We start from the raw sequence: 25,674 nt of genomic DNA, 5'->3' as shown, positions 1-25,674 counted from the left end.
AATGTCGGGGCGGCGTAATAGCGTGGGCCGAGCGCGCGGCGGACGTACGGCGTGCGCCCTGCAGGCATCGAGAGGTCCACGCCGAACGTCCACACCGAGAGGTCCGAACCTTATGAGCTCCCGCACCGCCCGCGACCGTCACGCGGCCCGCCGTGGCTGAGCGCGGGCACGGCCACCCCGCCCCCGAGATCCTCACCACCGTCGTGTCCGACGACTGGGACGGGCGCGACGTGACGGGCGAGCAGCACAGCCAGGTGGCCTTCGTCGACGTCGACATGACCGAGATGATCAACGAGGGGGCGGTGTTCTCCGACTGCTCCTTCCGGCGCGTGCGGTTCAACGCCTCACGGCACACCGACGCCGCGTTCGTCAACTGCGCCTTCAGCCGGTGCAACTTCTTCGACACCGAGTTCACCGGGTGCAAACTCGTCGGCAGCGCGTTCGACGGCTGCGCCTTCGACCTGCTGAAGGTCGACGGCGGCGACTGGTCGTTCACCGGGCTTTCCGGCGCCAATCTCGCGGGCGTCTCTTTCAAGGACGTGCGCATGCGCGAGGCCGACCTCAACGGCGCGCGGTGCGAGGGCGCCACGCTCCAACGGGTCGACCTGTCGGGCGCCTCGCTGCACCAGGCCGATCTGTCCCGCTGCGACCTTCGCGGCAGCGACCTGTCGTCCGTCGACCCGCTCAACGTCAAGCTGCGGGGCGCGGTCGTCGACCTCCCCCAGGCCGTTCTGATCGCCACCGCCCTGGGCCTGGACGTCCGCTGAGCCAGGACGGCCACTGAGCCCAGGACCGCCGCTGGGCCCAGGCCACTGGGCGCAGGAGCGCCACTGGGCCAGATCGTCCGCTGAGCCGGGTCGTCGCGGTCAGGGGGCGAGCTCGGGCCGGCGGCGCCGTGCGTGCCAGGCCCGAGCTCGCGGGCCGCATGTCCCAGGGTCCGGTCTCCACCCCTCCGAGGTGACCTCGCCCCTCGTGCGGGACACGGGCCGTCGTGGCGGCCGGCCCACGGCGGCGCCCCGCGCGGGCACGCCGCGCGCGACCGGAGGTCTCCCACCGGCGGGGGCATGCCCCGGGACGAGGGGCTCGGCCATCACGCAAGTGTTCCATCAACCAACGCGACGCGCTCATTTCCCGTCACGATTCGCATGTATGAAGGCCGTCGAACGCCGCGCGGGGGGACACCCGTGGTTTCCACCGCCGAATCGTGATTTCCAGGTAGTGGTCCGACGGATCCCTGTCAAGGTCGTACGACGCCCCCGGCATGCCCGGCCGAATACATAGTTTTTCAGGAAATACCACCTTCCGTAATTGTGACCGTATTGGTTACTCTGCTCTGATCACGCACAGCGAAGGCGCCCGGCTTGGCACGTTCCCGCGTGAGACGCGATCAGCCGGACAGAGACCCACGATCGAACGGCAGGAGATCGACGGTGGAGCGACGACAGGGTCACCTCGCTCCCCCTGACGTCCTCCGGAAGATGCCTGCTCAAAACATGTTTTCGGCCGATCCGTTTCATACGAAGAGTGATCTACCCAGGCCACGACTGCGATCCGCCATCACGGAAGGTAAGATTCCACGAGCATCGGCCTCGCGGACGACCTCCGGGCCGGCAAGGCACCTCACGTCGGGAGACGCAGATGGAAACCGTCGACCTCGAAGACCTGAGCCTCGAACTCCTCCTCATAGCCGCCCTGCACCACGAGGCCGAGCGCCTCGCCGCCGACCTGCCCGCACCCGCCGAAGGCCGCGCTGATTGGCGCGGCCGGCGTCCCGGACCGCCGCCGCGCGGCCTCGCGACCCGTCCGCCCAGGACATAAGTCGCCACGAGCAGTAATTGCGACTTTCAACTTAAAGGTGTCCGCTTTACCACCGCCGCTTTAAACTGTCGGTGGCGGCGGTCACACTGCGAGCATGGCCGACCTTCCTCAGGAACCATCCGCTCCGGGCGGCTCCACGCCGAAGAACGACCCACCCCAGCAACCCCCGTCCGCCCCCGCCGCGCCCGCCGCTTCCCCGCCGCGCGACGCCGTGCCCGTGCCGTCCCGTCCCGAGGTCACCTCCCTCGAAGACACGCCGATCGAGCTCGGCGAGGTCTCCATCGGCGACTGGTACGCCCACGTCGAGACGATGACCGGGGTCGGGTTCCTCACCGTCGCCCGCAGGCTGCCCGCGCTCATCGGCCACGCCGTCCGGCTCGCCTGGCAGGCGAGCCCCCGCGACACCGCGGCGACCGTCGCGCTGAGCGTTCTGGGGGGCGTGTTCACCGCGTTCGGCCTGCTCGCCACGACGGGCGTCCTCCAGGCGCTGTTCTCGGCGGGCCCGACGCCCGAGCGGGTGAGGGCCGCGCTGCCCAGCCTTCTGCTCGTCGGCGGCGCCGCGACGCTGCGCACCGCGCTGGAGGCCGGGGCCGGCTGGGCGCAGTCCCGGCTCGAACCGCAGGTCAGCCGCATCGCCGAGCGACAGCTGTACGACCTGACCAGCCGCGTCGACCTCATCCGCTATGACGATCCCGACTTCCACGACGCGCTCGAACGGGCCCGCCTGCGCGGCGTCTCCACGGTCGACAGCGTGGTGACCTCCGCGATCGACCTGCTCACCGGCCTCATCGGCATCGGGGCCGCCGCCGGAGTGCTCGGCATCCTGCACCCGGCGCTGCTGCCGCTGCTCCTGCTGGCCGTCCTGCCCGACGCCTGGGCGGCCGTCCGCTCGGCCCGCATGCGCTACACGACGATGTACACCCTGGTCCCGGTCCGGCGGCGCAGGTGGATCCTCAGCGATCTCATGGCGGCCCGCGAGACCGCGGCCGAGGTGCGCTCGTTCACCATGCGCCGTTTCCTCACCCGCCTGTTCGACGCGGTCGCGGGCGCCGAGCAGGACGCCATGCTGCGCATGGCCCGGCGCCAGACGGTGGCGCGCGTCATCGGCGAGGCTCTCAGCGGCGTCGGCACCGGCATCGTGTACCTTGCGCTCGGCGTGCTGCTCGCCGTCGGCTCCGTGCCGCTCGCCGTGGCGGGCACCGCCGTGCTCGCCATCCGCTCCGGCCAGACCTCCCTGGCGAACCTCATGTACGCCACCAACCGGCTGTACGAGGACGGCCTGTACTTCACCGACTTCCTCGACTTCTGCCGGCAGGCCCGTGAGCGCACCGGCCCGGCGCGCGACCACGAGGCGCCCCCAGAGTTCCAGCGCATCACCGTCGAAGATGTCACCTTCAACTATCCGGGCAAGGACGAACCCGCCCTCGACCACGTCTCGGTGCACATCGACCGTGGCGAGGTGGTCGCGCTCGTGGGCGAGAACGGCTCGGGCAAGACCACCCTGTCCAAGATCATCGCCGGCCTGTACGACCCGGCCGAGGGCCGGGTCCTGTGGGACGACGCCGACATCGCGCGGGTCGACCAAGAAGAGCTGCGACGTCACATCGCGGTGATCGCCCAGGACCACACCCGCTGGCCACTGACCGCCCGCGACAACATCACCATGGGCCTTGAGAAGGGCGAGCCCGTCCTGCAGGCCTCGGCCCAGGTCGCGGGGGCCGACCAGGTGATCGCCGAGCTGCCGCACGGCTACCGCACCCTCCTCGACCGCCGCTTCAAAGACGGGCACGAGCCCTCCGGCGGGCAGTGGCAGCGCATCGCGGTGGCCCGCGGCTTCTATCGCGACGCGCCGCTGCTGATCTGCGACGAGCCGACGGCCGCGCTGGACGCCCGCGCCGAGCACGCGCTGTTCGAGCGCATCCGCGGGCACGCCGACGGGCGCACCGTCCTGCTGATCACCCACCGCCTGGCGAGCGTGCGCTACGCCGACCGCATCTACGTGCTCGACCACGGCAAGGTCGCCGAACAGGGCACCCACGACGAGCTCATCGCCCTCGACGGCATCTACGCCGACCTCTACACCCTCCAGGCCAGCGCCTACGGCCCCGCCTCCGACCACCGGCAGACCCCGACCAACGCCATCTGACCCCGCTCTGAGAACGCGCCATGACCGGGCACCGCCTGGACGACCCCAATACTTTGCCCTTGCGCTAAGTGTTCCGGTGCACCAAACTTAGCCGCATGGCACAGTATTCGGCCGAGCTCGACGGCGTCTTCGTCGCCCTCGCCGACCCGACGCGGCGCGACGTCATCCGACGCCTCAGCCGTGGCCCGACGAGCGTGGGCGACCTCGCCCGCGAGTTCCCGATGACCCTTCCCTCGTTCATGAAGCACGTGCGGACGCTGGAGACGAACGGCCTGATCCGCACCGTGAAGCTCGGCCGGGTGCGCACCTGCGTGCTCAACCGCGAGCGTCTCGCCCTCGTCGACGACTGGCTCGCCGAACAGCGCCGGCTGTGGGAAGAGCGCACCGACCGGCTCGAACGCCTCGTCACCGATCCTCAGGAGAACCAACCGTGAACGTCGATCTCGACCTGGCCCTCGAACGGGTCATCCGCGCCCCTCGCGAGGCCGTATGGAGCGCGTGGACCGTTCCGTCGCGCTTCGAACAGTGGTGGGTCCCGGCCCCGGCCCTGTGCCGCGTCGACCGCCTGGAGGTCCGGCCCGGCGGCGCGCTCGTGACGCGAATGAGCGACGACGGGGTGGAGTTCGTCCCACACCTCGACGCGACCTTCCTCGTCGTCGAGCAGCTCAAGCGCATCGTGTGCCGGATCAGTTGGAGGCGGCGGTCTCCTCGGTTCGGGCAGAGGAGTTCGGCTCCTCGGTGAGGGTGCAGGAGGCCGACTCGTCGTGCTCGGCGAGGATGTCGCGGTAGTGGCGGATCTTGCGCTGGATGGCGGCCTGCCGCTCTCTCAGCCGGGCGATCTGCTCCTCGACCTCCCGGTCGTGGGCCTCCAGCAGGGTGATGCGGTCGCCGATGGTCTGGCGCCCGCCGCGAACCAGCGCGGTGAAGCGCAGCATCTCGGCGATCGGCATCCCCGTGTCGCGCAGGCACCGCACCATGCCGAGCCAGCCGACGTCCTCCTCGCTGAACCGCCGCTGCCCGGCGGCGTTGCGCTCGATCGGTTCGAGCAGGCCGATGCGCTCGTAGTAGCGGAGAGTGTCGAGGCTGAACCCGGTCTCCTCCGCGACCTGTCCCGGTGTGTAGACGCTCACCCACCGAGAATGCCACCTGGAGTGGACTCCAGGTCAACCCTCCGGCCCTCCGGCGGTCCCCCGTCTACCCCCGTGGCGGCGGAGTCGTCGCGGAGTCCAGCCAGGCGTCGATGAGCGGGGTGAAGTTCTGGCCGGTCCGCGCGTTGACGAAGGCGGTGAAGGAGGCCCGGTCCTGCTGGGTGTCGCGGTGCTCCTGCGCCCATGCGCGGGCGAGCGCGAAGAACTTCTCGTCCCCCAGCGTGTTGTATGGTCCGGAGGCCGCCCGCCGTGTCGACGGTGAGCCCGAGCGGGTGACTGTCGGGCCGCTTTACCGCGGACGCCGTTCAGCGTTCGGGCAGATGGTCGGCCAGGTAGCGGCGGATGAGGTTCTTGCACTCGGCGATCAGCTCGGGGTCGCCTTCGGGGTGTGCGCGGAACGCGAGCTTGAGCACGGCGTCCGCGGCCTCCACGGCGACCACGAGCGCGCGGTCCAGGCCCGGCCCACGGGGAGCGCCGAGCAGGTCGATGGTGAGCGCCCGCAGCCGGTCGGCCACGATGACGTTGTTCTCCAGCGCGGCGTCCAGCAGGCGGTTGGTGCCCTTCAGCGGCGGCGCGCCGGGGGCGGGCATGATCTCGCCGAAGTCCACGATGGCGAACCCGGGGGTGCTGCGCTTCATCGCCACGAACTCGTCCACGGCCAGATGGACGGCGTCGGTCCAGTCGGAGATCTCGGCCGCGGCGAGCCGGACGGTCAGCCGGTCGAGGAAGGCGTCCAGGTTGCGCAGCGCCAGCGCCCGCACGAGCCCCTGCTTGTCGGGGAAGAACTGGTAGAACGTGCCGATGGGCACACCGGCGCGGCGGGCGACCTCCTTGGTGGTCAGCCCGTCGTATCCGACCTCGTCCAGCAGTCGCGCGCATTCGTCCAGCATCCGCTCGACCCGCTCCAAGCTGCGGCGCTGGGCGGGGCGGCGGCGAAGCGTCCCTGTGGAGGCGTTCATCATCCTCCCATCATCCTCCCGAAACCGGTTGCCGCGGTTAACATGAGGATCACTCATATCACCGGAGGTCGTCATGTTCCTTTGGGGTACCGCCACAGCGTCCTACCAGATAGAAGGCGCGGCGGCGGAGGACGGCCGGGGCAGGTCCATCTGGGACACCTTCGCCCACGAACCCGGCCGCGTGCGTGACGGCCACACCGGAGACGTCGCCTGCGATCACTACCACCGCTGGTCAGAGGATGTCATGCTCATGGCGGATCTGGGGGTGAACTCCTACCGCTTCTCCATATCGTGGCCGAGAATCCACCCCGGAGGCGGCCGGGAGGTCAACCAGGCCGGGCTCGACTTCTACGACCGGCTCGTCGACGGCCTGTGCGCCAAGGGCGTCACCCCGGCGGTCACCCTGTTCCACTGGGACCTCCCCCAGGCGCTGGAGGACGAGGGCGGCTGGCTCAACCGCGACACGGCCCACCGCCTGGCCGACTACGCGCACACCGTGGCCGGCCGCCTCGCCGACCGGGTGCCGATGTGGATCACGCTCAACGAGCCGTTCGTCCACATGGTCCTCGGCTACGCCCTCGGCACGCACGCGCCGGGCCGCGCCCTGTTCCTGGACGCGCTGCCGGTCGCGCACCACCAGCTTCTCGGGCACGGCCTGGCCGCCCAGGCGCTGCGGGCGAACGGCGCCGGACGGGTGCTGGTCACCAACAACTGCACGCCCGTCTGGCCCGCGTCCGACTCCGCCGAGGACGTGCGGGCGGCCGACGCGTACGACACCCTGCACAACAGGTTGTTCAACGATCCGGTGCTCCTCGGCGCCTACCCGGACCTGTCGGCGTTCGGCGTGCCGGAGATACAGGCCGTCCGCGACGGCGACCTTGAGATCATCGCCGCGCCGCTCGACGGCCTCGGCGTCAACTACTACAACCCGACCCGCGTCGCGGCCCCCGCGGCCGGAGCCGACACCGGAGGGCTGCCCTTCGTCGACGCGGGCATCACCGGCTACCCGACGACGGCCTTCGGCTGGCCGGTGGTGCCCGACGGGCTGCGCGAGCTGCTGACCGGCCTCAGGGCCCGCTACGGCGAGGCGCTGCCGCCGGTGTACGTGACCGAGAACGGCTGCTCCCAGGCCGACGAGCCGGGCCCGGACGGCGTGGTGGACGACCGCGAACGCATCGCCTACCTGGACGGGCACATCGCGGCGGTGCGGGCCGCCATGGCCGAGGGGGTGGACGTGCGCGGGTACTACGTCTGGTCGCTCATGGACAACTTCGAGTGGGCCGAGGGGTACGGCCAGCGGTTCGGCCTGGTCCACGTCGACTTCGCCACCCAGAAGCGCACGCCGAAGGCGTCCTACCACTGGCTGAGGAACCTGCTCGCCGCCGAGCCCGAGCCCGGGACGCCGACCGCATAGCCCGAGCCCTGGACGCCGGTCGCCGGGCACGAGCGCGCGACGCCGGCCTAGAACACCGAGACGTGGACGTGGTCGTAGTGGTTGGCGGTGATGCCGCCGCGGTCGGACATCGTCCGCCAGCCGGCCCCGGTGCGGATGTCGTAGTAGCGCTGCCGCCAGATGATGTACATGATGCCGATCTGGCGGCCGTTCTCGATGCACCACTGGGCCAGGGCGTCGCCGCGCGCCTGTGCGGCGGCGTCCGGCATGCGGCCGCCGCTGCTCATCATGAAGTCGCAGGCGCGTCCCTTGCCGTGCTCGCCGGGGTCCCCCGCGCGCAGGCAGCCGACGCCGAACGGCATGGGGAAGCTCTGCATGATGACGTTGCGGATGCTGACCATGCGGGCGGTGAGGCCGCTGCCGGCGTCGGGGGTCTGGAAGCCGAACTTCTTGAGCAGCCGCTCGACTTCGTCCTTCTTCTCCTCCAGCCGGGCGATCTCCTTCTTGAGGGCGGTGATCTTGCCCTCGGCCTCCTTCTTGGCGGCCTTCGACTCCTTGATCAGCCGGGAGATGCGGTTGAGCCGCTGGTTCTTCTCCTCGGCCAGGTAGGTGACGGTGGCGACCTGCCCGAGGATCGAGTCGGGGTCGCCGGTGTAGGTGAAGACCTGGGGGCCGTCGACCGAGCCGGACATGTAGGAGTTGGCGAAGAACTGCCCCATGCGCCGCTCGGTGTCGGCCAGGTCGTCCCGGAGCGCCTTCACCCGCCGCCCGGACTTCTGCACGGCCCGGCGGGTCTCCTCAAGGCTCTGGATCTCGCCACGGTAGGTCTTCTGGAGCTCGGCCGCCTGCTTGGTCAGCTTGTCGAGCTGGGACTGCGGGCTGGGCTTGGCCTCGGCGGGCGGGATCACCAGCGCCGTGAACAGGCCCAGGAGGACGGCCGCCAGCGCGATCGCACGGCCTGATCGCATGAGCCCTCCCCATTCCAGACGACGCCCCGGGACTATAGAAGCCGATCTTCGGGGCTGTAGCTCGACCGGAGGAACCTATACACCATTGGCGAAGTATCTACCACTTCGCGACAGAGCAACGTGCGGGAATCCCGAGAATTGGGCCCACTACACATCCGGACAGTCGGCAACATATCGCGACATCGATGGATGGCGTGGACGCCGCCTTCGCGCACCCGCGCGCCAGGGCGACCGATCCTATCGGGGGCCGACCGGCCAAGCCGCCCACTCCGCACTCTTGTCGAGATGTACAGAACATGGTTCTGTCATATCCACCGGACGCCGCGGATCCGCCGTGACGTACCCTCGCGACGGGTCAAGCGAAGCAAGCGTCCGGTCAACAGACCAGGCCCGCCCGACCAGGAGGCAAGACTCATGCTCCAGCACGACCGTCTGTTCATCGGGGGCGACTGGGTGACGCCCGCGGGCACCGCGACGATCGACGTCGTCTCGCCGCACACCGAGGAGGTCGTCGGCCGGGTGCCCGACGGCGCCCCCGCCGACATGGACCGCGCCGTGGCCGCCGCCCGCCAGGCGTTCGACAACGGTCCGTGGCCGAGGATGTCCATGGCCGAGCGCGCCGAGGTGGTCGGCAGGCTGGCCGAGCTGTACGCCGCGCGGCAGGCCGAGCTGGCCGAGCTGATCACGCTGGAGATGGGGTCTCCCATCACCTTCTCCCAGCTGGGCCAGGCCGCGCCGCCGCTCGGCATGCTGCAGTACTACAGCGAGCTCGGCAGGACGTTCGCGGTGGAGGAGGAGCGCCCCGGCTTGTTCGGCCCGATAACGGTCCGGCGCGAGCCGGTCGGCGTGGTCGCCGCCGTGGTGCCGTGGAACGTCCCCCAGTTCGTCATCATGACCAAACTCGCCCCGGCCCTCGTCGCCGGCTGCACGGTCGTGATCAAGCCGGCCCCCGAGACACCCCTCGACTCCTACCTCCTGGCCGAGATGATCAAGGAGGCCGGCATCCCCGAGGGCGTCGTCAACATCGTGGCCGCCGGCCGCGAGGCGGGCGAGCACCTCGTCTCGCACCCGGGCGTGGACAAGGTGGCCTTCACCGGGTCCACCGCCGCCGGCCGCCGCATCGGCGCCATCTGCGGCGAGCAGCTGAAGCGCTGCAGCCTTGAGCTCGGCGGCAAGTCGGCGGCCATCATCCTGGACGACTGCGACCTGGGCTCCGCCCTGGGCTTCCTGTCCATCGCCTCGCTCATGAACAACGGCCAGGCGTGCGTGGCGCAGACCCGCATCCTCGCCTCCGCGTCCCGCTACGACGAGGTGGTCCAGGCGATCGCCGACATGGTGGCAGGCCAGCCCGTCGGCGACCCCGCCGACCCGGCCACCGGCATCGGCCCGCTGGTGGCCCGGCGCCAGCAGGAACGCGTCGAGGGCTACATCAAGATCGGCATCGACGAGGGCGCCAAGCCGGTGATCGGCGGCCTCGACCGGCCGCGCGACCGCGGCTGGTACGTGGCGCCGACGGTCTTCGCGGGCGTCTCGAACGACATGCGCGTCGCCCGCGAGGAGATCTTCGGCCCGGTGCTGTCGGTGATCCAGTACGAGAACGAGGAGGACGCGGTCCGCATCGCCAACGACAGCGACTACGGGCTGTCCGGCTCGGTGTGGACCGCCGACACCGACCACGGCATGGACATCGCCCGCAGGGTCCGCACCGGCACCTACGGCGTCAACGTGATGAACACTCTGGAGCCGTCCACGCCCTTCGGCGGGTTCAAGGCGAGCGGCATCGGCCGCGAACTCGGGCCCGAGGGCCTGGCCGGCTATCTGGAGTACAAGTCGATCGCCCGCCTGGGCTGAGGCCCCGTCTCGGCCGCCGCAGTGCGCAACCGTCGCCCAGCGCGCCCCCGCGTCGCTGGGCGACGGCCCCGCAGTACAAGGATGTCCGAGATCGCCCCCGTCAGGAGTCCAGCCCCGGTAAGGACTTCCCCTGGCGGACCTCATACCTCCTTTGGAGGTAGACGACGTTTATTCGGATTTGGTTCTCGCCACTATGTCGGCGGTCTCGATGGCGATCTGCAACTCCTCGTCGGTCGGCACGACGGCGACCGCCACGGCCGAGTCGTCGCAGGAGACCAGCCGCGCGCCGCGGACCGAGGAGTTGCGCAGCGGGTCCAGCCGGATGCCCATCGGCGAAAGGCCCGAGAGCACCTTGCGCCGCACCGCGCCGGAGTTCTCGCCGACGCCGCCGGTGAAGACGATCACGTCCACCCGGCCGAGCACCGCGGTGTAGGCGCCGATGTACTTGCGCAGCCGGTGGCAGTACACGTCGTAGGCCAGCGCGGCGTCCTCGTCCCCCGCGGCGGCCCGTTCGAGCACCGTGCGCATGTCGTTGTCGCCGCACAGGCCACGCAGCCCGCCGCCGTGGACGAGCATCGCCTCGACCTCGTCGGGCGTCATGCCGCCGCGGATCAGATGGAAGATCACCCCGGGGTCGAGGTCGCCCGACCGGGTGCCCATGACCAGCCCTTCGAGCGGGGTCATGCCCATGGAGGTGTCCACGCAGCGCCCCGCCGACACGGCCGAGGCGCTCGCGCCGTTGCCGAGGTGCAGGACGATCACGTTCGCCGCCTGCGGCTTGCCGACCAGCTCGGCGGCGACGCGCGAGACGTAGGCGGTGGAGGTGCCGTGGAAGCCGTAGCGCCGCACGCCGAACCGCTCGGCGACCTCGCGGTCGATGGCGTAGGTGCGCGCGGCCGGGCCGATCGTGCTGTGGAAGGCGGTGTCGAAGACGGCGACCTGCGGCAGGTCGGGGTGGAGGCGGCGCATGACCTCGATGCCCGCCAGGTTCGACGGGTTGTGCAGCGGGGCCAGCGGCGAGGCCTCCTGGATCTGCTTGACGACGTCGTCGGTGATCAGGACCGGCCCGGTGAACGTGGCCCCGCCGTGGACGACGCGGTGACCGACGGCGGCGAGGTCGCCGGAGTGCGCGGCGACCTCCTCGGCGACTCTCCCGAGGGCGGCCTCGTGGTCGGGGAACTCAGACCCCGGCTCGCCGATGCGCTCGATGGTGCCGGTCAGGTGCCGCGTCGGCCCCTCCAGGCCGATGAGCTGGTATTTGACCGACGACGACCCAGAGTTGACCACAAGGATCACTGCCGTGCCCCCACAATCCACGTTCCGATGCGTTTGATGAGGTCAGGGGTGGCGGCGGACTCGGCGTGGCCGTACCCGGGTTCGACCCACAGCTCCTTCGGCTCGTGGGCCGCGTCGAAGAGCTGGTGGGCGTGTTCGAGCGGGAAGAAGGCGTCGGCGTCGCCGTGCACGATGAGCAGCGGCGTGGGCGCGATGCGCGCGACCGCCTCGTGCGGCGCGAGCGGCACGGGATCCCACGTGCCGGCCTGGATGCGCGTCCTTTTGGCCAGCCGCGCGACCAGCCGCCCGGACGGCCGTTCGATGGCCCAGTGGACCTGCCGCATGGGGCGGGTTCCCCGGTAGTACCAGCGGGCCGGGCCGCTCACGGCGACGACCGCGTCGGTGCCCTGGTGCAGGGCGGCGTGCCTGACGGCGACCGCGGCGCCCATGGAGAAGCCGACGGTGGCGACCCGGGTGTAGCCGATGGAACGGGCGTGCGCCACCGCCGCGTCCAGGTCGAAGACCTCCGCGTCTCCGACCGTGGAGAGCCCGCCCGACCTGCCGTGGCCCCGGAAGTCGAAGGCCAGCACCCCGCCGAAGCCGCTCAAAACGTGCGCGATGCGCCGTGTCGTGCCCTCACGCCAGGAGCCGGTGAAACCGTGCGCGACGACGATGCCGAGATCGGCGTGGCCTCGCGAGGGGGTGTGCGCGGCGTCGATCCGTACGCCGTCCTTGGTCATCAGCGTCGCGGGGAATGCTGCGGCAAGGGGCATGGGAAGAGCTTATTGGGCGAGCCCGCCGCACAGAGGGCGGAGGTGTGCGCCGAAGTTCCCGCCGAAGAGGCCACCGAGGTTCCCACCGCGGTTCCCGCCGGCGTGAGCGCCTGCGCCTTGGCGACGACCGGCGCCGTCACGCTTCCGACCACGAACGCCGCCACGACCACGCCCCAGACGGCGAGGCGGCACCGTTCTCCCTTGCGCCGCCTGCACGTGGTGTGGCCTGCCGAATCGGTGACCCGGTGCACAGAGGCGGCGAGTTGCGTCAGTCCTTCGTCCACCATGCTGGCTGTCTTCCCGGGCGAGGCGCTTCTAGTCCAGAACGCGCCCTCGCGGGCCGTTTACGGGCGGCCCGCGGCGCGGGCGGAACCGGGCTTCGCCGCTGGTGGGAGGCCGGTCGAAGGCCGTATCACGAATTTGTGAACACGGCCGGAAATGTTCTCTTTGCGCGGCCGCGGCACATGGTGGTAACGCCGATCAACTAAAATGGTGGAGGCCGCAGTGTCCGCGGCCGGCCTCCACGACCCAGAGCGAGACTCCATCATGCCTTTGAACAGCCGCGACGACCTGCGGAACATCGCGATCATCGCGCACGTCGACCACGGCAAGACCACGCTCGTGGACGCCATGCTGTGGCAGTCCGGGGCGTTCCGCGCCAACCAGGATGTCGACGAGCGGGTCATGGACTCCAACGACCTGGAGCGCGAGAAGGGCATCACCATTCTCGCCAAGAACACCGCGGTCAAGCACGGCGGCATGACCCTCAACATCATCGACACCCCCGGCCACGCCGACTTCGGCGGCGAGGTCGAGCGCGGCCTGTCCATGGTCGACGGCGTCGTCCTGCTGGTCGACGCCTCCGAGGGGCCGCTGCCCCAGACCCGCTTCGTGCTGCGCAAGGCCCTGGGCGCGAAGATGCCGGTCATCCTGTGCATCAACAAGGTCGACCGCCCCGACGCCCGCATCGCCGAGGTCGTCGACGAGGTGTACGAGCTGTTCATGGATCTCGACGCCACCGAGGAGCAGATCGACTTCCCGATCGTCTACGCCTCGGCCAAGGCCGGCCGCGCCAGCCTCAACCGTCCCGACAACGGCGGCATGCCCGACTCCGAGGATCTGGAGCCGCTGTTCCAGACGATCGCCGAGACCATCCCGGCGCCGGTGTACGACCCCTCCGCGCCGCTGCAGGCGCACGTCACCAACCTGGACGCCTCCAGTTACCTCGGCCGCATCGCGCTCTGCCGCGTCCACCAGGGCACGATCAAGAAGGGCCAGCAGGTCGCGTGGTGCCGCACCGACGGCACCATCCAGCGGGTGAAGATCAGCGAGCTGCTGATGACCGACGCCCTGGAGCGCAAGCCCGCCGAGCAGGCCGGCCCCGGCGACATCATCGCCATCGCCGGCATCCCCGACATCATGATCGGCGAGACGCTGGCCGACCCCGACGACCCGCGCCCGCTGCCGCTGATCACCGTGGACGAGCCGGCCATCTCGATGACGATCGGCACCAACACCAGCCCGCTCGTCGGCAAGGTCAAGGGCTCCAAGGTCACCGCCCGCATGGTGAAGGACCGCCTTGAGAAGGAGCTCGTCGGCAACGTGTCGCTGCGCGTGCTGCCCACCGACCGGCCCGACTCCTGGGAGGTCCAGGGCCGCGGCGAGCTGGCGCTCGCCATCCTGGTCGAGCAGATGCGCCGCGAGGGCTACGAGCTGACGGTCGGCAAGCCGCAGGTCGTCACCAAGACCATCGACGGCAAGGTGCACGAGCCGGTCGAGCGGCTCACCGTGGACGCCCCCGAGGAGTACCTCGGCGCGATCACCCAGCTCCTCGCCGTCCGCAAGGGCCGCATGGAGCACATGACCAACCACGGCACCGGCTGGATCCGCATGGAGTTCGTGGTCCCCGCCCGCGGGCTCATCGGCTTCCGCACCGAGTTCCTCACCGAGACCCGCGGCACCGGCCTGGTGCACCACGTGTTCGAGGCGTACGAGCCGTGGTTCGGCGAGCTGCGCACCCGCAACAACGGCTCCCTGGTAGCCGACCGGGCCGGCGTCGTCACCGCGTTCGCCATGCTGAACCTTCAGGAGCGCGGCACGCTGTTCGTCTCGCCGACCACCGAGGTGTACGAGGGCATGATCGTCGGGGAGAACTCCCGCTCCGACGACATGGACGTCAACATCACCAAGGAGAAGAAGCTCACCAACATGCGCTCCTCCACGAGCGAGGAGACCGAGAAGGTCATCCCGCCGCGGATGCTCTCGCTGGAGCAGGCGCTGGAGTTCTGCCGCGAGGACGAGTGCGTCGAGATCACGCCCGAGACCGTCCGCCTGCGCAAGGTCGTCCTGGCCGCGGCCACCCGCGGCCGCTCGGCCGCCCGCGCCAAGCGCGGCGGCTGACCCGCCGCGCACCGCGTTCAGGGGCTCGTGCTCTGCTCCCGCCGCTCGTCGGTCTCGCCGGCGTAGCGGCGGCCGGGCACGAGCTCGCGCGGGCCGTACAGTTCTGACACCGTCACGAAGGTGTAGCCCTTGGCGCTCAGCTCCGCCAGCAGGTGGGGCAGCGCCTCCATCGTGGTCTTGTGAATGTCGTGCATCAGCACGACCGCGCCCGGCCGGGCGGCGGAGGCCCGCCGGGCGACCAGGGCGCTGTCGCGGTCGCGCCAGTCGAGGGTGTCCAGATCCCACAGGATCTGCGCCAGCCCTGCCTTCCCGGTCTCGTCGGCCACCTTGCCGTCGGTCGCCCCGTACGGCGGGCGCATCAGCCGCATGGTGATCCCGGTCACCGACTTGACCACCTGCTGGGTGCGTTCGAGCTGCGACCGCAGGCCGTCGCGGGACAGCGAGGTCAGCGGCGGGTGATCCCACGAGTGGTTGCCGAGCTGGTGCCCCTCGGCCACCATGCGCCGCAGCAGGGGCGCGGTCACGGGGGTGACCATCTGCCCGACCACGAAGAACGTCGCCCTGGCGTTGTGCCGCGCCAGCGTGTCGAGCACCCTGCCGGTGTAGTCGAAAGGGCCGTCGTCGAAGGTCAGCGCCACGCATCTGACCTGTCCGCAGCGGATGGAACGGTCGCCCGGGGCCACGATGGGCCGGGTGCCCGGCCACCCGGGTTGCTGGGCGATCACGCGCAGGGCCAGCAGTGCCGGATCGGAGACGGCCCGGACCGGTGCGGACCCGCGCACCCGGATGACGTCATCCTTCGTCCCCTTCTGCGCCGGCGCCCGTACGTGGCCGCACCCAGGCAAGCCTACGAGCAGGCCGAAGAAGAAGGCCAGCCACAGCAACACCACCCGTGCAGACGCCACCGCGCGCTCCCCCCGTACAGCGGCAGGGGTCACGGATAGTTCTCGGCCGCTTCCCCCCGCAGAGTCTTGGCCAGCTCGTCCCACCAGGGAGGAGCGACGGCCTGCAACTCGGCGTAACGACGCGCCACCCGAATGGCGCAACCCTCCGCATCCGTACCCAGATGGCGACGTTTCACCACACCCTCCTGCCAACGGTAAAAACCATCACGGAAGGTCACTACTAGGCCAATCCAGACAGAGAGGATCGCTTCATCGCATACGTCGTACGCGTCGGTCACCCCCAGGCTCTTGAGCTCCACGCGGAGCTTCGCCAGAGCCGCGCGGGCCTCAGTCACCCGTCCACCCCCCGGAGGGGGCTCGGCGGGCCGGACCGGTAAGGCGTCAGGGCACACACAAGGGTGATGTACCCCCGTTGGCGGAAGCTTTGCACTCGTGTGGTCGAGACGTGACCTTTCAGCGGTGAGCCGCGTCAGTGAACCTGTCGAGCCGGACCCGGACGACACCGGGGCCGGCAGGGGCCCACCGCCGGCCGGGCGCACCGGTCGGGCGCGTCACCCCTGGTCGCGGGCCTGGCTAATGGTCGAGAGGCTCGCGCGGCTCGGTGACGACCATGACGAAACGCAGCACCTCGCCGCCCTCGTTGGCGTAGCGGTGCGGGCGGTCGGCGCTGAACAGGACGGCGTCGTCCCGCTGGAGCAGGTGCCTGCCGCCGTACACCGACAGGGTGAGCTCGCCCGACAGGACGGTGAGCATCTCGCGCGTGCCGGGCGGGTGGGCGTCACCGTCGTGGTGCTCCCCCGGGTGCAGCGTCCAGTCCCACAGTTCGAGGATGGCCGGGGCGTCGGAGCCGAGCAGCAGGCGGGCCGAGCCGCCCTTGTCGCTGCGCCACAGCGTGGCCGCGTCCGCGGCGGCGACGACCCGGACGACCGGCGTGTCGGACACCTCGACCAGGCGGGCCACGGTGACCCCGAGCGCGTCGGCGATGCGGGTGAGCGTGGTGACGCTCGGATTGGTGCGGCACTGCTCGATCTGCACCAGCATCCCGCGGCTCACGCCGGACCGCGCGGCGAGGGCGTCCAGGGTGAGGCCGCGGTGGGCCCGCTGGGCCCGCACGTTGTTGGCGATCGCCGCGGTGACGGTCTCCGGGTCAGCCATGCGTACAGTGTAGTGGGATTTGTTAACACCACATTGCACCCAATATATTGCACAAACAGGACAATGTATTGGGGGCTGAGCGATCATGATGGCGGTGTTGCTCGCGACCACGTGCGCCGTGGTCTACGGGACGGCGGACTTCCTCGGCGGTCTGGCGACCAAGCGCTCCCGCGTCGTCGCCGTGGTGATGCTGACCCAGGTCACCGGCCTGGTCTTCGTGCTCCCGCTGCTCCCCCTGCTGCCCGGCAGGCCGAGCGTCGCCGCGCTGGCCTGGGGCATGACGGCCGGCCTGTGCGGAGGGCTCGCCGTGATCCTGTTCTACCGGGCCCTGGCGGGCGGGGTGATGTCGGTGGTGGCGCCGACGACCGCGACCACCTCGGCCACGCTGCCCGTCGCGGCGGGCCTGGCGATGGGCGAACGCCCTGAGGCGGTGGTCCTGTGCGGGGTGGTGCTCGCGCTGGCCGCCGTGGTGCTCGTCAGCCGCGAACCCGGGGGCAACGCCGGCGGGGCGTCGCTCTACCCGGTCATGCAGGCTCTGGTGGCGGGCCTGGGGTTCGGCGCGTTCTTCGTCCTGCTCAAGCAGGTGCCCGCCGACGCCGGCATGTGGCCGCTGTTCGGTGCCCGCCTCGCCTCGGCGATCGGCGCCGGCGCGCTGGCGCTGACGACCGGGCGCACGCTCAGGCCCGGAAAGGGCGCGCTGCCGGCGATCGTCGCCGCCGGGGTCCTGGACATGCTCGCCAACGTGCTGTACCTGCTGGCCGTCCAGCGCGGCCTGCTGGCCGTCGTCGCGGTCCTCGCCTCCCTCTATCCGGCGAGCACGCTGCTACTCGCCAGGTACGTGCTCGGGGAGCGGCTGAGCGCGTTGCAGGCCACGGGGGTGGGGCTCGCCCTCGGCGCGGTGGCCCTCATCGCCTCGGCGTAGGAGGGCCGGCCGCTTCGTCCACCGCCCGTGGCGGGGCTCAGGTCAGGCGCGGTGGGCGGTCACCTCGATCTCTATGCGCATGCGCGGGTCCGACAGGCCGCAGACGAGCATCGTCGCCGCCGGCCGCACCTCGCCGAAGTAGCGCCGCAGCACCGGCCAGCACGGCTCGAAGTCGTCGGCGTCGGGCAGCATGTAGCGCACGCGGATCACGTCCTCGAACGAGCACCCCGCTTCCTCCAGCGCGGTCCCGATGTTCCTCATGCACTGTTCGACCTGGTCGACCACGCCGTCGGCGATGGTCATGGTCGCGTAGTCGAACCCCGTCGTCCCCGCGACGTGCACCCAGTCGCCGACGACCACCGCCCGCGAGTAGCCGACTTCCTTCTCGAACGTGGAGCCGCTTGAGATCAGTCTGCGTGTCTTCATGGCGAGCACGCTAAGCAACGGTACGGCGTACGTCCACAGGACGAGCCGGTCGGCGCGCGTCCGACATCGGCGCCCGCGGAGAACACGAGCGGAAAGGCGAGGAAGGGCGGGCGAGGAACGGTGAGAAACGCGTGAAAAGCCCGGATGACGGCATGCAAAGACCGGCGCGGCGGGCGCCACGCCGGTCCGGTCGTCTCGTCTCGGGCTCAGGCCGCCTGGAACTGGGCGGGGGCCCGCAGCGCCCCCTCCTCGTGCGCGTAGCCCTCCAGCATCGTCCTCAGCTGGCGGCGTCCGCGGTGCAGCCGGGACATGACCGTGCCGATGGGCGTGCCCATGCGCTCGGCGATCTCCTTGTAGGCGAACCCCTCGATGTCGGCCAGGTAGACCGCGACCTTGAAGTCCTCCGGCAGGGAACGAAGGGCGTTCATCACGACGCTGTCCGGCAGCTGCTCCAGCGCCTCGGTCTCAGCGGAGCGCAGCCCGGTGGACATGTGGGACTCGGCGGCGGCGAGCTGCCAGTCTTCGATGTCCTCGGCCGCGGACAGCTTGGGCGAGCGCTGCTGCTTGCGGTAGTCATTGATGAAATTGTTGGTCAAGATGCGATGCAGCCACGCCCGCAGGTTCGTGCCCGGGCGGAACTGGTGGTAGGAGGTGTACGCCTTGGCGACGGTCTCCTGCACCAGGTCCTCGGCATCGGCCGTGTTGCGTGTGAGGCGCATGGCGGATGCGTAAAGCTGGCTCGTCACGGGCATGACATCGCGCTCGAACCATGCCTGACGCTGCTGTTCGGTCATCGAGATCATTTAATCCCCCTCATGCCTGCTGTCCCCCGTTACCCATCCGGCATGAACCCATGCAGGCTCTGTAACCGCTTTACTCCATCTGACGGCTGATCACATGCTCACGGTTCACCCATAAGGGTGACGTTAGGGGTCGAAGCAGGTCAGCAGGGGTTCACCGGTGACAGGCGAGGAGCGGCGTCTACACACCCCCAAGCCGGACAAGTCTCATTATAGTAACAGACAACAGGCAAATCACGGGAAAGTGTGGTAAGGGTCACACATATCGGCCACAAGTTAACGTATGCCCATGAAGTACGTGGATAGGCATGATCCGGAAGCCCGCACCTGGGTGGCCGAAGCGATCCGGACGGTCGAGGCGGACGCCAACCGCAGCTGCGACACCCACCTGCACGTGTTCCCGCTGCCACCGCAGTGGGGCATCGACCTCTACCTGAAGGACGAGTCCGTCCACCCGACCGGCTCGCTCAAGCACCGCCTGGCCCGCTCGCTGTTCCTCTACGGGCTGGCCAACGGCTGGATCGGGCCGCAGACGACCGTCATCGAGGCCTCCAGCGGCTCGACCGCGGTGAGCGAGGCGTACTTCTCCCGCATGCTGGGCCTGCCGTTCATCGCGGTGATGCCGGCGTCGACCTCGCCGGAGAAGATCGCGCTGATCGAGTTCTACGGCGGCAAGTGCCAGCTCGTGGACAACCCCCGGGCCATCTACGAGGAGTCCCGCCGGCTCGCCGAGGACACCGGCGGCCACTTCATGGACCAGTTCACCTACGCCGAGCGGGCCACCGACTGGCGGGGGAACAACAACATCGCCGAAAGCATCTTCCAGCAGATGGCCCTGGAACGGCATCCCGAGCCGTCCTGGATCGTCGTCGGCGCGGGCACCGGGGGCACCTCCGCCACCATCGGGCGCTACATCCGCTACCGGCGCCACGCCACCCGGCTGGCCGTCGTCGACCCGGAGGGGTCCGCCTTCTACCCCGCCTGGGTCGCCGACGACTCCCGCATGATCGCCTCCGGCTCGGGGATCGAGGGCATCGGCCGCCCCCGCGTGGAGCCGTCGTTCCTGCCCACGGTCATCGACCGCATGATCCAGGTGCCGGACGCCACCTCGATCGCCGCCATGCGATGGGTCCGCGAGGTCACCGGCCGCCACGTCGGCGGGTCCACCGGGACCAACGTCGCGGCGGCCGTGCAGATCATCAAGAGCATGCGCGAGAACGGCAAGCAGGGCAGCGTGGTCACCCTCATCTGCGACGGCGGCGAACGCTACCGATGTACCTACGACAACGACGACTGGCTCGCCGAACGCGACGTAAACATCCGTCCGGCCCTCGCCGAACTGCGTTCCTTCCTCACCTGCTAGCCCGCCCGGCGGCCGACCCCGGGCGCCGGCTTCGTACCGGCCGGCGCCGGGGCGGCGGCGACGCGGGGAGGTCAGGCGGTCTTGGCGGCGTCCACCTGGAAGAACCCGGCCACGTCGTCGAGGATCACGTGCGCGCCGAGGATGCCGCAGGCCGTCATCCAGGTGATGTCGGCCACGTCGTGCCGCTCGCCCTTCAGCCGGCCCCACAGCGGGTTGGCCTCGAACTTGTCCTGCACCTTCTTCACGTCGCCCTTCTCGTCGGGATAGGAGGCGATGAAGAGGTGGTCGGCGTCCAGGTCGGCGATGCGCTCCTCGCTGATGTTCACCGCGATCGTGTCGGTGCTCGTCGGCTGGTCCTTCGGGCGCGGGAAGCCGGCGTCCTTGAGCACGACGCCGGAGTAGGAGTTCTCCACGTACAGGCGGACGGTCGGCTCGCCGGCGAAGCGCGCGACCGTGACGGTCGGCATGGTGCCCCCGTTCTTCTCCTTGACCGCCTGGCCGATCTTGGCGGCCCGCTCCTCGAACTGCTCGATCTTCTGCTCGGCCAGGTCCTCCTTGCCGAGGGCCCTGCCCACCAGGCGGAGGTTGTCCTTCCAGATCGCCCCGCTGGTCTCGCTGAACACCGTCGGCGCGATCTGCGCGAGCTTGCCGTACAGGGCCTCGTGCCTGACCTTGGCCGAGATGATCACGTCGGGCCTGAGCGCGATGATCTTCTCCAGGCTGGGCGCCTCCAGCGTGCCGACCGACTGGGCGTTCGCGCCGTACTTCTGGGCGGCGGGGCCGAGGTAGTCCGGCAGGCGCTCGGTCAGCGCCCGGTAGGTCGTGAAGCCCACCACCTCGGCGTCCAGGGCGAGCGCCGCGTCCACGAAGCTCTGGTCGAGCGCCACGACGCGCACGGGCTTGGCGGGGATCGTCGTCTTCCCCATGGCGTGCTCGACCACCCGCGGGAAGGCGCCGGCGCCCGCCGCTCCCCCGCTCTGCGGCGCGGCGCCGGGGTCGGCCGTGGTCGTGGATCCGGCTCCGCATCCGGACAGGCCCATGAGTACGGCCAAGGTCACGCCCAGCGCGCTCAGCACTCGCATCGGAAGTCATCCCCCAATAAAGGTTAGGTCAGCCTTAGTTAGTTTAGGCATGCCTAACATGGCATACTCGGCTCAGAACGGCAAAGAGCGGGCACGATCGAGAGGGTGGTCATGACAACGCAGGCCACCTGCACGGAGCCCACGACGGGCGCCGCCCCGACGCGCGTCACCCGCGCGGAGTTCATGACGGACGCCGTCCCCACACACGTCCCGGCCACCCGCGCGGAGTTCACGACGGGAGCCGTCCCCTCGCGCGCCCCGGTGATCGCGTCACGGACGTGCGCCCGGCATCCGTTCGCGAGGACGGGCGGGTGAGCGGGCTCATCGACGTGGCCGGCCGCGCCGCGCCTCCGGCGCGTACGCCCCTGCGCGCTCTGCGGGCCCGCCGGCTCACGACGCTCGGCGTCCTCGCCGGGGCCGTCCTGGCGGCGGTCGTGCTGAGCCTCATGATCGGCGCGAAGGCGGTGGCCCCCGCCGACGTCTGGCACGCCCTATGGAGCCCGACCGGCACCGACGACGACCTCATCGTTCGCGGGCTGCGCGTCCCCCGCACGGCCCTCGGCCTGCTCGCGGGCCTCGCCCTCGGCGTCGCCGGCGCCCTGATGCAGGGGCACACCCGCAACCCGCTGGCCGACCCCGGGCTGCTCGGCGTCACCCAGGGCGCCGCGTTCGCGATGGTGCTGAGCATCGTCGTGCTCCGGATCGGCAGCGTCTACGGGTACATCTGGTTCGGTCTGGCCGGAGCCCTGGTCGCCAGCGCCGCCGTCTTCGCCCTCGGGCTGGCCGGCGGCGGGCGCGCCGGTCCCACGCCGGTCACGCTCGCGCTGGCCGGCACCGCCGTCAGCGCGTTCCTGCACGCGCTGACCTCGACCGTCGTCCTGCTGGACCAGCAGGCCATGGACGTGTTCCGCTTCTGGCAGCTCGGCTCGATCGCCGGCCGCGACAGCGTGGTGGCCGGGCAGGTGCTGCCGTTCGTCGCCGCCGGCGTGCTCATCGCGTTCGCCAACGCGCCGGGCCTCAACGCCCTGGCCCTCGGCGAGGACGTCGCCCGCGCGCTCGGCCGCAACATCGCGCTCACCCGCTTCGCCGGCATCGCCGCGGTCACGCTGCTCACCGGGGCCGCCGTGGCGGCCTGCGGGTCCCTGGCCTTCATCGGCCTGATCGTCCCGCATCTGGCCCGCGCGCTCTCCGGCCCCGACCACCGCTGGCTGCTGCCCTTCTCCGGCCTCATCGGCGCGGCGCTGCTGCCCGCCGCCGACGTCGTCGGCCGGATGGTCGCCCACCCCGGCGAACTGGAGGCCGGCGTCATCCTGGCCCTGCTCGGCGCCCCGTTCTTCATCATCTTGATCCGCCGCGCCCGATCGGTACGCCTGTGACCGCCCACCCGGCCTCGACTCCGCCCTACCGGACCGCCGAGCCCCCGGCGCCGGCCCCTGCCACGCCCACCCGGCACGACGGGCCACGGCGGCCCGCCGGCCGCCGGGCGGTGCGCGTCGGCGGGCTGTCCTTGCTCCCCCGGCCGCGCGCGATCGCCGTCGCCCTGATCGGCCTGGCCCTGCTGGCCCTGCTCGTCGGCCTGCACCTGCGCCTCGGCGACATCCCGATGACCCTGGCCGAGGTCTTCCGCGCGCTGCTCGGCGGCGGCACCGGCGGCGAACGCCTGGTGGTCATGGAGCTGCGGCTGCCCCGGGCGCTCACCGGAGTCCTGGTGGGCACGGCCCTGGGGATCGCCGGAGCGATCACCCAGGCCATCGCCCGCAACCCGCTCGCCGACCCCGACATCCTCGGCGTCACCTCCGGAGCCGGTTTCGCCGTCGTCGGAGTCATCGTCGCCAGCGGGACCACCCACGGAGGGCCCGGCGGCACGCTGGCCTCCGTCGGCATCCCCCTCGTCGCCCTGGCCGGCGGCCTGGCCGGCGCGCTGCTGGTCTACGGGCTCGCCTGGCGGCGCGGACTGGACGGCCACCGGCTCGTCCTGGTCGGCGTCGGCGTCGTCGCGGTGTTCGCCAACCTTCGGTTCTGGCTGCTCACCGTGGGCGACGTCAACGACGCAGGCCGGGCCATGGTGTGGATCAGCGGCTCGCTGAACGCGCGCGGCATGGAGCACGTCGTCCCGCTCGCCATCGCGCTCATGGTGATCCTCCCGTTCACGCTGGCCGGCACCCGCGTCCTCGGCGCTCTGCGCCTCGGCGACGACACCGTCAAGGGGCTCGGGGTCCGCCTCGACCTCGCCCGGGGCGCGATGCTGCTGTGCGCCGTGCTGCTCGCCTCGATCTCGACCGCCGCGGCCGGGCCGATCGCGTTCGTGGCACTCGCCGCGCCGCAGATCGCCCTGCGGCTGGCCGGGGTCGCGCGGCCCCCGCTCGTCGTCTCCGCCGTCACCGGCGCCGTCCTGGTCACCGCCGCCGACCTCGCCGCGCGCACGGCGACCCCGGTCGAGCTGCCCGTCGGCGTGGTCACGGCCGTGCTCGGCGCCCCGTACCTGATCTATCTCCTCGTCCGCACACGGCGCGCCAAAGGTGGGATATGAGACTCCAGGCCGTCGACGTCAAGCTCGGCTACGGCGATCGGCTGATCGTCGACGGGCTCGACCTCGGCATCGAGACCGGGACCGTCACCGCGATCATCGGCCCCAACGGGTGCGGCAAGTCCACGCTGCTCCGCGCCCTGGGCCGGCTGCTCAAACCGGTGTCGGGCCATGTCCTGCTCGACGGGCGGCGCATCGACCGGATGCCCAGCCGGGAGGTCGCCAAGATCCTCGGCGTGCTGCCCCAGTCCCCCGTCGCGCCCGAGGGGCTCACCGTGGCCGACCTGGTCGCCCGGGGACGGCACCCGCACCAGGCGTGGTACCGCCAGTGGTCACCGGGCGACGAGACCGCCGTCGAGGACGCGCTGCGCATGACCGGCCTGCTGGACCTGGCCGACCGCCCCCTGGACGAGCTGTCCGGCGGCCAGCGTCAGCGGGCGTGGATCTCCATGGCCCTCGCCCAGGGCACCGACCTGCTCCTGCTGGACGAGCCGACGACCTTTCTCGACCTGGCCCACCAGATCGACGTCCTGCAACTGGTCACCCGCCTGCGCGACGAGGCGGGACGCACGGTGGTGATGGTGCTGCACGACCTCAACCTCGCCGCCCGCCACTCCGACCGGCTCATCGCCATGCGCGACGGCCGCGTGGTCGCCGCCGGCACCCCCCACGAGGTGATGACCGAACCCGTCCTCGACGAGGTCTTCGACCTAGAAGCCAAAATCATCCCCGACCCGGTAACCGGCACCCCCCTCGTCGTCCCCATAGCCATCCGCCACCCCCACCGAGAACAACCCGCTTGACCGAACGGCCGGCACCGTTGTCCCTACCGCGCCCCCGGCCAGCCGAGCACTTCCGGTAGCAGCTCCTCGACCCGTTCGCAGCCGAGCGTGGTGAAGGATACGTGCCCGGCTCGTCGTGCCTTGTCGGCCGCTCTTCGCGAGGTGGCACTCGGCTGAAAATTTCTGCACCCTTCACGCCGGTCGGTGGGACCGTGGACCGGTAAGTGTGAGTAAGTCCTGGTGGGAGCGGATCATCCCGCACCACGGCGGGTGGCGCCGGCACCGTCACTTGACGGGACCCCGGCGGGTCGGATTTGCTCCGCCGCGTCACACCTACTGACCCCTGGCGGAGAAGAAGAGGCGCGTCTCAGTGAATGTTAGCGCTAACATGGCGTTCGCGATCTTTGCGCTCCTTGATCGGACCGCCTGAGCTCAGACAACTCGGCCATGTCAACGCCGCCGGCTCGCTCTCCTCGCTGAACGCGTCCCCTGGAGTCCGCATGAGGATCTCTCGCTACACGTCCGGCCTTCCGCCAGGGTCGCCACGGTGGTCGCGGTGACCCCGGCCGTCCTTCGATGCCGCGGCACCGGGCGATGACCGACCGATGGCGGGGCGATCTCCGCGACGGGCGTGAACACCAGCGAGCGCGGCGTCCCGGTCAACGGCCGGGACCCGACCTGGTCGGTTCTCGCCGGACGGACGATCGGCCGATCCCCTCTACCCAGGCCTGCCAAGGCACGGGTCCTGACGGCGGTGGCGCCCACAGCGCACCGCCCTGGCGGCTCGGACCGCCACCCCAGACGAATTCCACCTGCTGACGCCGGGAGATCGCATGATGTACGCATGGAAGCGGTGGCTGACCGCCGCGTTACTGGCCGTCGCCGTCGTGGCGACGGGAACGGCGACCGGGATGGGCGTCGCCAGCGCCGAGTCCAACGGCGGGGTACGGGTCATGCCGCTGGGCGACTCGATCACCGAGG

24 protein-coding genes are annotated in these 25,674 nt (G+C 70.7%); 13 read left to right on the top strand and 11 right to left on the bottom strand.

Annotated elements, in window-relative coordinates; genetic code table 11:
- The first annotated feature begins 152 nt into the window (after window positions 1-152).
- From ACZ6QO_RS36095 to ACZ6QO_RS36075, 5 genes are all read left to right on the top strand, one after another.
- Complete coding sequence (locus tag ACZ6QO_RS36095) at window positions 153-767, top strand: pentapeptide repeat-containing protein (protein ID WP_465857722.1); 615 nt, start codon at window positions 153-155, stop codon at window positions 765-767.
- Between the two features lie 871 nt (window positions 768-1,638).
- On the top strand, window positions 1,639-1,818 hold the full coding sequence (locus tag ACZ6QO_RS36090) for a hypothetical protein (protein ID WP_465857721.1): 180 nt from the start codon (window positions 1,639-1,641) through the stop codon (window positions 1,816-1,818).
- 94 nt (window positions 1,819-1,912) lie between these two features.
- Window positions 1,913-3,964: an ABC transporter ATP-binding protein gene (locus tag ACZ6QO_RS36085; RefSeq protein ID WP_465857719.1), complete on the top strand. Its 2,052-nt coding sequence runs from the start codon at window positions 1,913-1,915 to the stop codon at window positions 3,962-3,964.
- 95 nt (window positions 3,965-4,059) lie between these two features.
- A complete protein-coding gene (locus tag ACZ6QO_RS36080) occupies window positions 4,060-4,398 on the top strand; it encodes an ArsR/SmtB family transcription factor (protein WP_465857717.1) in 339 nt (112 codons plus the stop codon).
- Window positions 4,395-4,706 carry an SRPBCC domain-containing protein gene (locus tag ACZ6QO_RS36075; RefSeq protein ID WP_465857715.1) on the top strand — a complete coding sequence of 104 codons (312 nt, stop codon included), beginning with the start codon at window positions 4,395-4,397 and terminating at the stop codon, window positions 4,704-4,706. Before ACZ6QO_RS36080 ends, ACZ6QO_RS36075 begins: the two co-directional genes overlap by 4 nt.
- Here the strand turns inward: ACZ6QO_RS36075 and ACZ6QO_RS36070 are convergent.
- Window positions 4,651-5,094, bottom strand: coding sequence for a MerR family transcriptional regulator (locus ACZ6QO_RS36070; RefSeq protein WP_465857714.1), 444 nt, complete (start codon window positions 5,092-5,094; stop codon window positions 4,651-4,653). The genes ACZ6QO_RS36075 and ACZ6QO_RS36070 overlap by 56 nt on opposite strands.
- A 323-nt stretch (window positions 5,095-5,417) precedes the next feature.
- Window positions 5,418-6,074 carry a TetR/AcrR family transcriptional regulator gene (locus tag ACZ6QO_RS36065; protein WP_465857713.1) on the bottom strand — a complete coding sequence of 219 codons (657 nt, stop codon included), beginning with the start codon at window positions 6,072-6,074 and terminating at the stop codon, window positions 5,418-5,420.
- A 70-nt stretch (window positions 6,075-6,144) separates the two neighbouring features.
- Between ACZ6QO_RS36065 and ACZ6QO_RS36060 the strand changes: the two genes are divergently transcribed.
- Window positions 6,145-7,485, top strand: coding sequence for a GH1 family beta-glucosidase (locus ACZ6QO_RS36060; protein WP_465857711.1), 1,341 nt, complete (start codon window positions 6,145-6,147; stop codon window positions 7,483-7,485).
- A 47-nt stretch (window positions 7,486-7,532) separates the two neighbouring features.
- Here the strand turns inward: ACZ6QO_RS36060 and ACZ6QO_RS36055 are convergent, their stop codons facing one another.
- Complete coding sequence (locus ACZ6QO_RS36055) at window positions 7,533-8,432, bottom strand: coiled-coil domain-containing protein (RefSeq protein WP_465857709.1); 900 nt, start codon at window positions 8,430-8,432, stop codon at window positions 7,533-7,535.
- 414 nt (window positions 8,433-8,846) lie between these two features.
- Here ACZ6QO_RS36055 and ACZ6QO_RS36050 point away from each other — a divergent pair, with 414 nt between their 5' ends.
- Complete coding sequence (locus ACZ6QO_RS36050) at window positions 8,847-10,283, top strand: aldehyde dehydrogenase (RefSeq protein WP_465857707.1); 1,437 nt, start codon at window positions 8,847-8,849, stop codon at window positions 10,281-10,283.
- A gap of 168 nt (window positions 10,284-10,451) precedes the next feature.
- Here the strand turns inward: ACZ6QO_RS36050 and ACZ6QO_RS36045 are convergent, their stop codons facing one another.
- Both ACZ6QO_RS36045 and ACZ6QO_RS36040 read right to left on the bottom strand, forming a co-directional pair.
- Window positions 10,452-11,579: an acetate/propionate family kinase gene (locus tag ACZ6QO_RS36045; protein WP_465857706.1), complete on the bottom strand. Its 1,128-nt coding sequence runs from the start codon at window positions 11,577-11,579 to the stop codon at window positions 10,452-10,454.
- Window positions 11,576-12,331 carry an alpha/beta hydrolase gene (locus ACZ6QO_RS36040; protein ID WP_465857704.1) on the bottom strand — a complete coding sequence of 252 codons (756 nt, stop codon included), beginning with the start codon at window positions 12,329-12,331 and terminating at the stop codon, window positions 11,576-11,578. The genes ACZ6QO_RS36045 and ACZ6QO_RS36040 overlap by 4 nt, the downstream gene beginning before the upstream one ends.
- A 546-nt stretch (window positions 12,332-12,877) precedes the next feature.
- Here ACZ6QO_RS36040 and typA point away from each other — a divergent pair.
- The gene (gene typA / locus ACZ6QO_RS36035; RefSeq protein ID WP_465857702.1) at window positions 12,878-14,731 is read left to right on the top strand and encodes a translational GTPase TypA; all 1,854 of its coding nucleotides are present in this window, start codon (window positions 12,878-12,880) and stop codon (window positions 14,729-14,731) included.
- Between the two features lie 17 nt (window positions 14,732-14,748).
- Here the strand turns inward: typA and ACZ6QO_RS36030 are convergent, their stop codons facing one another.
- From ACZ6QO_RS36030 to ACZ6QO_RS36020, 3 genes are all read right to left on the bottom strand, one after another.
- Complete coding sequence (locus ACZ6QO_RS36030) at window positions 14,749-15,636, bottom strand: polysaccharide deacetylase family protein (RefSeq protein WP_465857701.1); 888 nt, start codon at window positions 15,634-15,636, stop codon at window positions 14,749-14,751.
- Window positions 15,637-15,665: 29 nt separating this feature from the next.
- Window positions 15,666-15,971, bottom strand: a complete 306-nt coding sequence (locus ACZ6QO_RS36025; RefSeq protein WP_465857699.1) for a hypothetical protein — start codon at window positions 15,969-15,971, stop codon at window positions 15,666-15,668.
- Window positions 15,972-16,209: 238 nt separating this feature from the next.
- The gene (locus ACZ6QO_RS36020) at window positions 16,210-16,791 is read right to left on the bottom strand and encodes a helix-turn-helix domain-containing protein (protein ID WP_465857697.1); all 582 of its coding nucleotides are present in this window, start codon (window positions 16,789-16,791) and stop codon (window positions 16,210-16,212) included.
- A gap of 88 nt (window positions 16,792-16,879) precedes the next feature.
- Here ACZ6QO_RS36020 and ACZ6QO_RS36015 point away from each other — a divergent pair, with 88 nt between their 5' ends.
- Window positions 16,880-17,713: an EamA family transporter gene (locus ACZ6QO_RS36015; RefSeq protein ID WP_465857758.1), complete on the top strand. Its 834-nt coding sequence runs from the start codon at window positions 16,880-16,882 to the stop codon at window positions 17,711-17,713.
- A gap of 42 nt (window positions 17,714-17,755) precedes the next feature.
- Here the strand turns inward: ACZ6QO_RS36015 and ACZ6QO_RS36010 are convergent, their stop codons facing one another.
- Window positions 17,756-18,139, bottom strand: coding sequence for a RidA family protein (locus ACZ6QO_RS36010; protein ID WP_465857695.1), 384 nt, complete (start codon window positions 18,137-18,139; stop codon window positions 17,756-17,758).
- Between the two features lie 206 nt (window positions 18,140-18,345).
- The gene (locus ACZ6QO_RS36005; protein ID WP_465857693.1) at window positions 18,346-18,942 is read right to left on the bottom strand and encodes a sigma-70 family RNA polymerase sigma factor; all 597 of its coding nucleotides are present in this window, start codon (window positions 18,940-18,942) and stop codon (window positions 18,346-18,348) included.
- Between the two features lie 286 nt (window positions 18,943-19,228).
- On the opposite strand from ACZ6QO_RS36005, the gene ACZ6QO_RS36000 reads away from it, so the two are divergent.
- Entirely contained in the window at window positions 19,229-20,302 is a 1,074-nt protein-coding gene (locus ACZ6QO_RS36000) for a PLP-dependent cysteine synthase family protein (protein ID WP_465857691.1), read from the top strand.
- A 71-nt stretch (window positions 20,303-20,373) separates the two neighbouring features.
- Here ACZ6QO_RS36000 and ACZ6QO_RS35995 read toward each other — a convergent pair whose 3' ends face one another.
- Window positions 20,374-21,384 (bottom strand): ABC transporter substrate-binding protein, encoded by a 1,011-nt coding sequence (locus tag ACZ6QO_RS35995; RefSeq protein ID WP_465857689.1) that lies wholly within the window; start codon window positions 21,382-21,384, stop codon window positions 20,374-20,376.
- A 311-nt stretch (window positions 21,385-21,695) separates the two neighbouring features.
- Between ACZ6QO_RS35995 and ACZ6QO_RS35990 the strand changes: the two genes are divergently transcribed.
- The 3 genes from ACZ6QO_RS35990 to ACZ6QO_RS35980 are packed head-to-tail and all read left to right on the top strand — an operon-like array spanning window position 21,696 to window position 24,714.
- On the top strand, window positions 21,696-22,760 hold the full coding sequence (locus tag ACZ6QO_RS35990; protein WP_465857687.1) for a FecCD family ABC transporter permease: 1,065 nt from the start codon (window positions 21,696-21,698) through the stop codon (window positions 22,758-22,760).
- A complete protein-coding gene (locus tag ACZ6QO_RS35985; RefSeq protein ID WP_465857685.1) occupies window positions 22,757-23,914 on the top strand; it encodes a FecCD family ABC transporter permease in 1,158 nt (385 codons plus the stop codon). Before ACZ6QO_RS35990 ends, ACZ6QO_RS35985 begins: the two co-directional genes overlap by 4 nt.
- Complete coding sequence (locus ACZ6QO_RS35980; RefSeq protein WP_465857683.1) at window positions 23,911-24,714, top strand: ABC transporter ATP-binding protein; 804 nt, start codon at window positions 23,911-23,913, stop codon at window positions 24,712-24,714. The genes ACZ6QO_RS35985 and ACZ6QO_RS35980 overlap by 4 nt, the downstream gene beginning before the upstream one ends.
- The last annotated feature ends 960 nt before the right edge of the window (window positions 24,715-25,674 follow it).

This window comes from Sphaerisporangium sp. NPDC049457 (genome assembly GCF_055586705.1).
The sequence above is the reverse complement of the archived record's forward strand: the minus strand, read 5'-3'. Positions and strand labels throughout refer to the sequence as shown.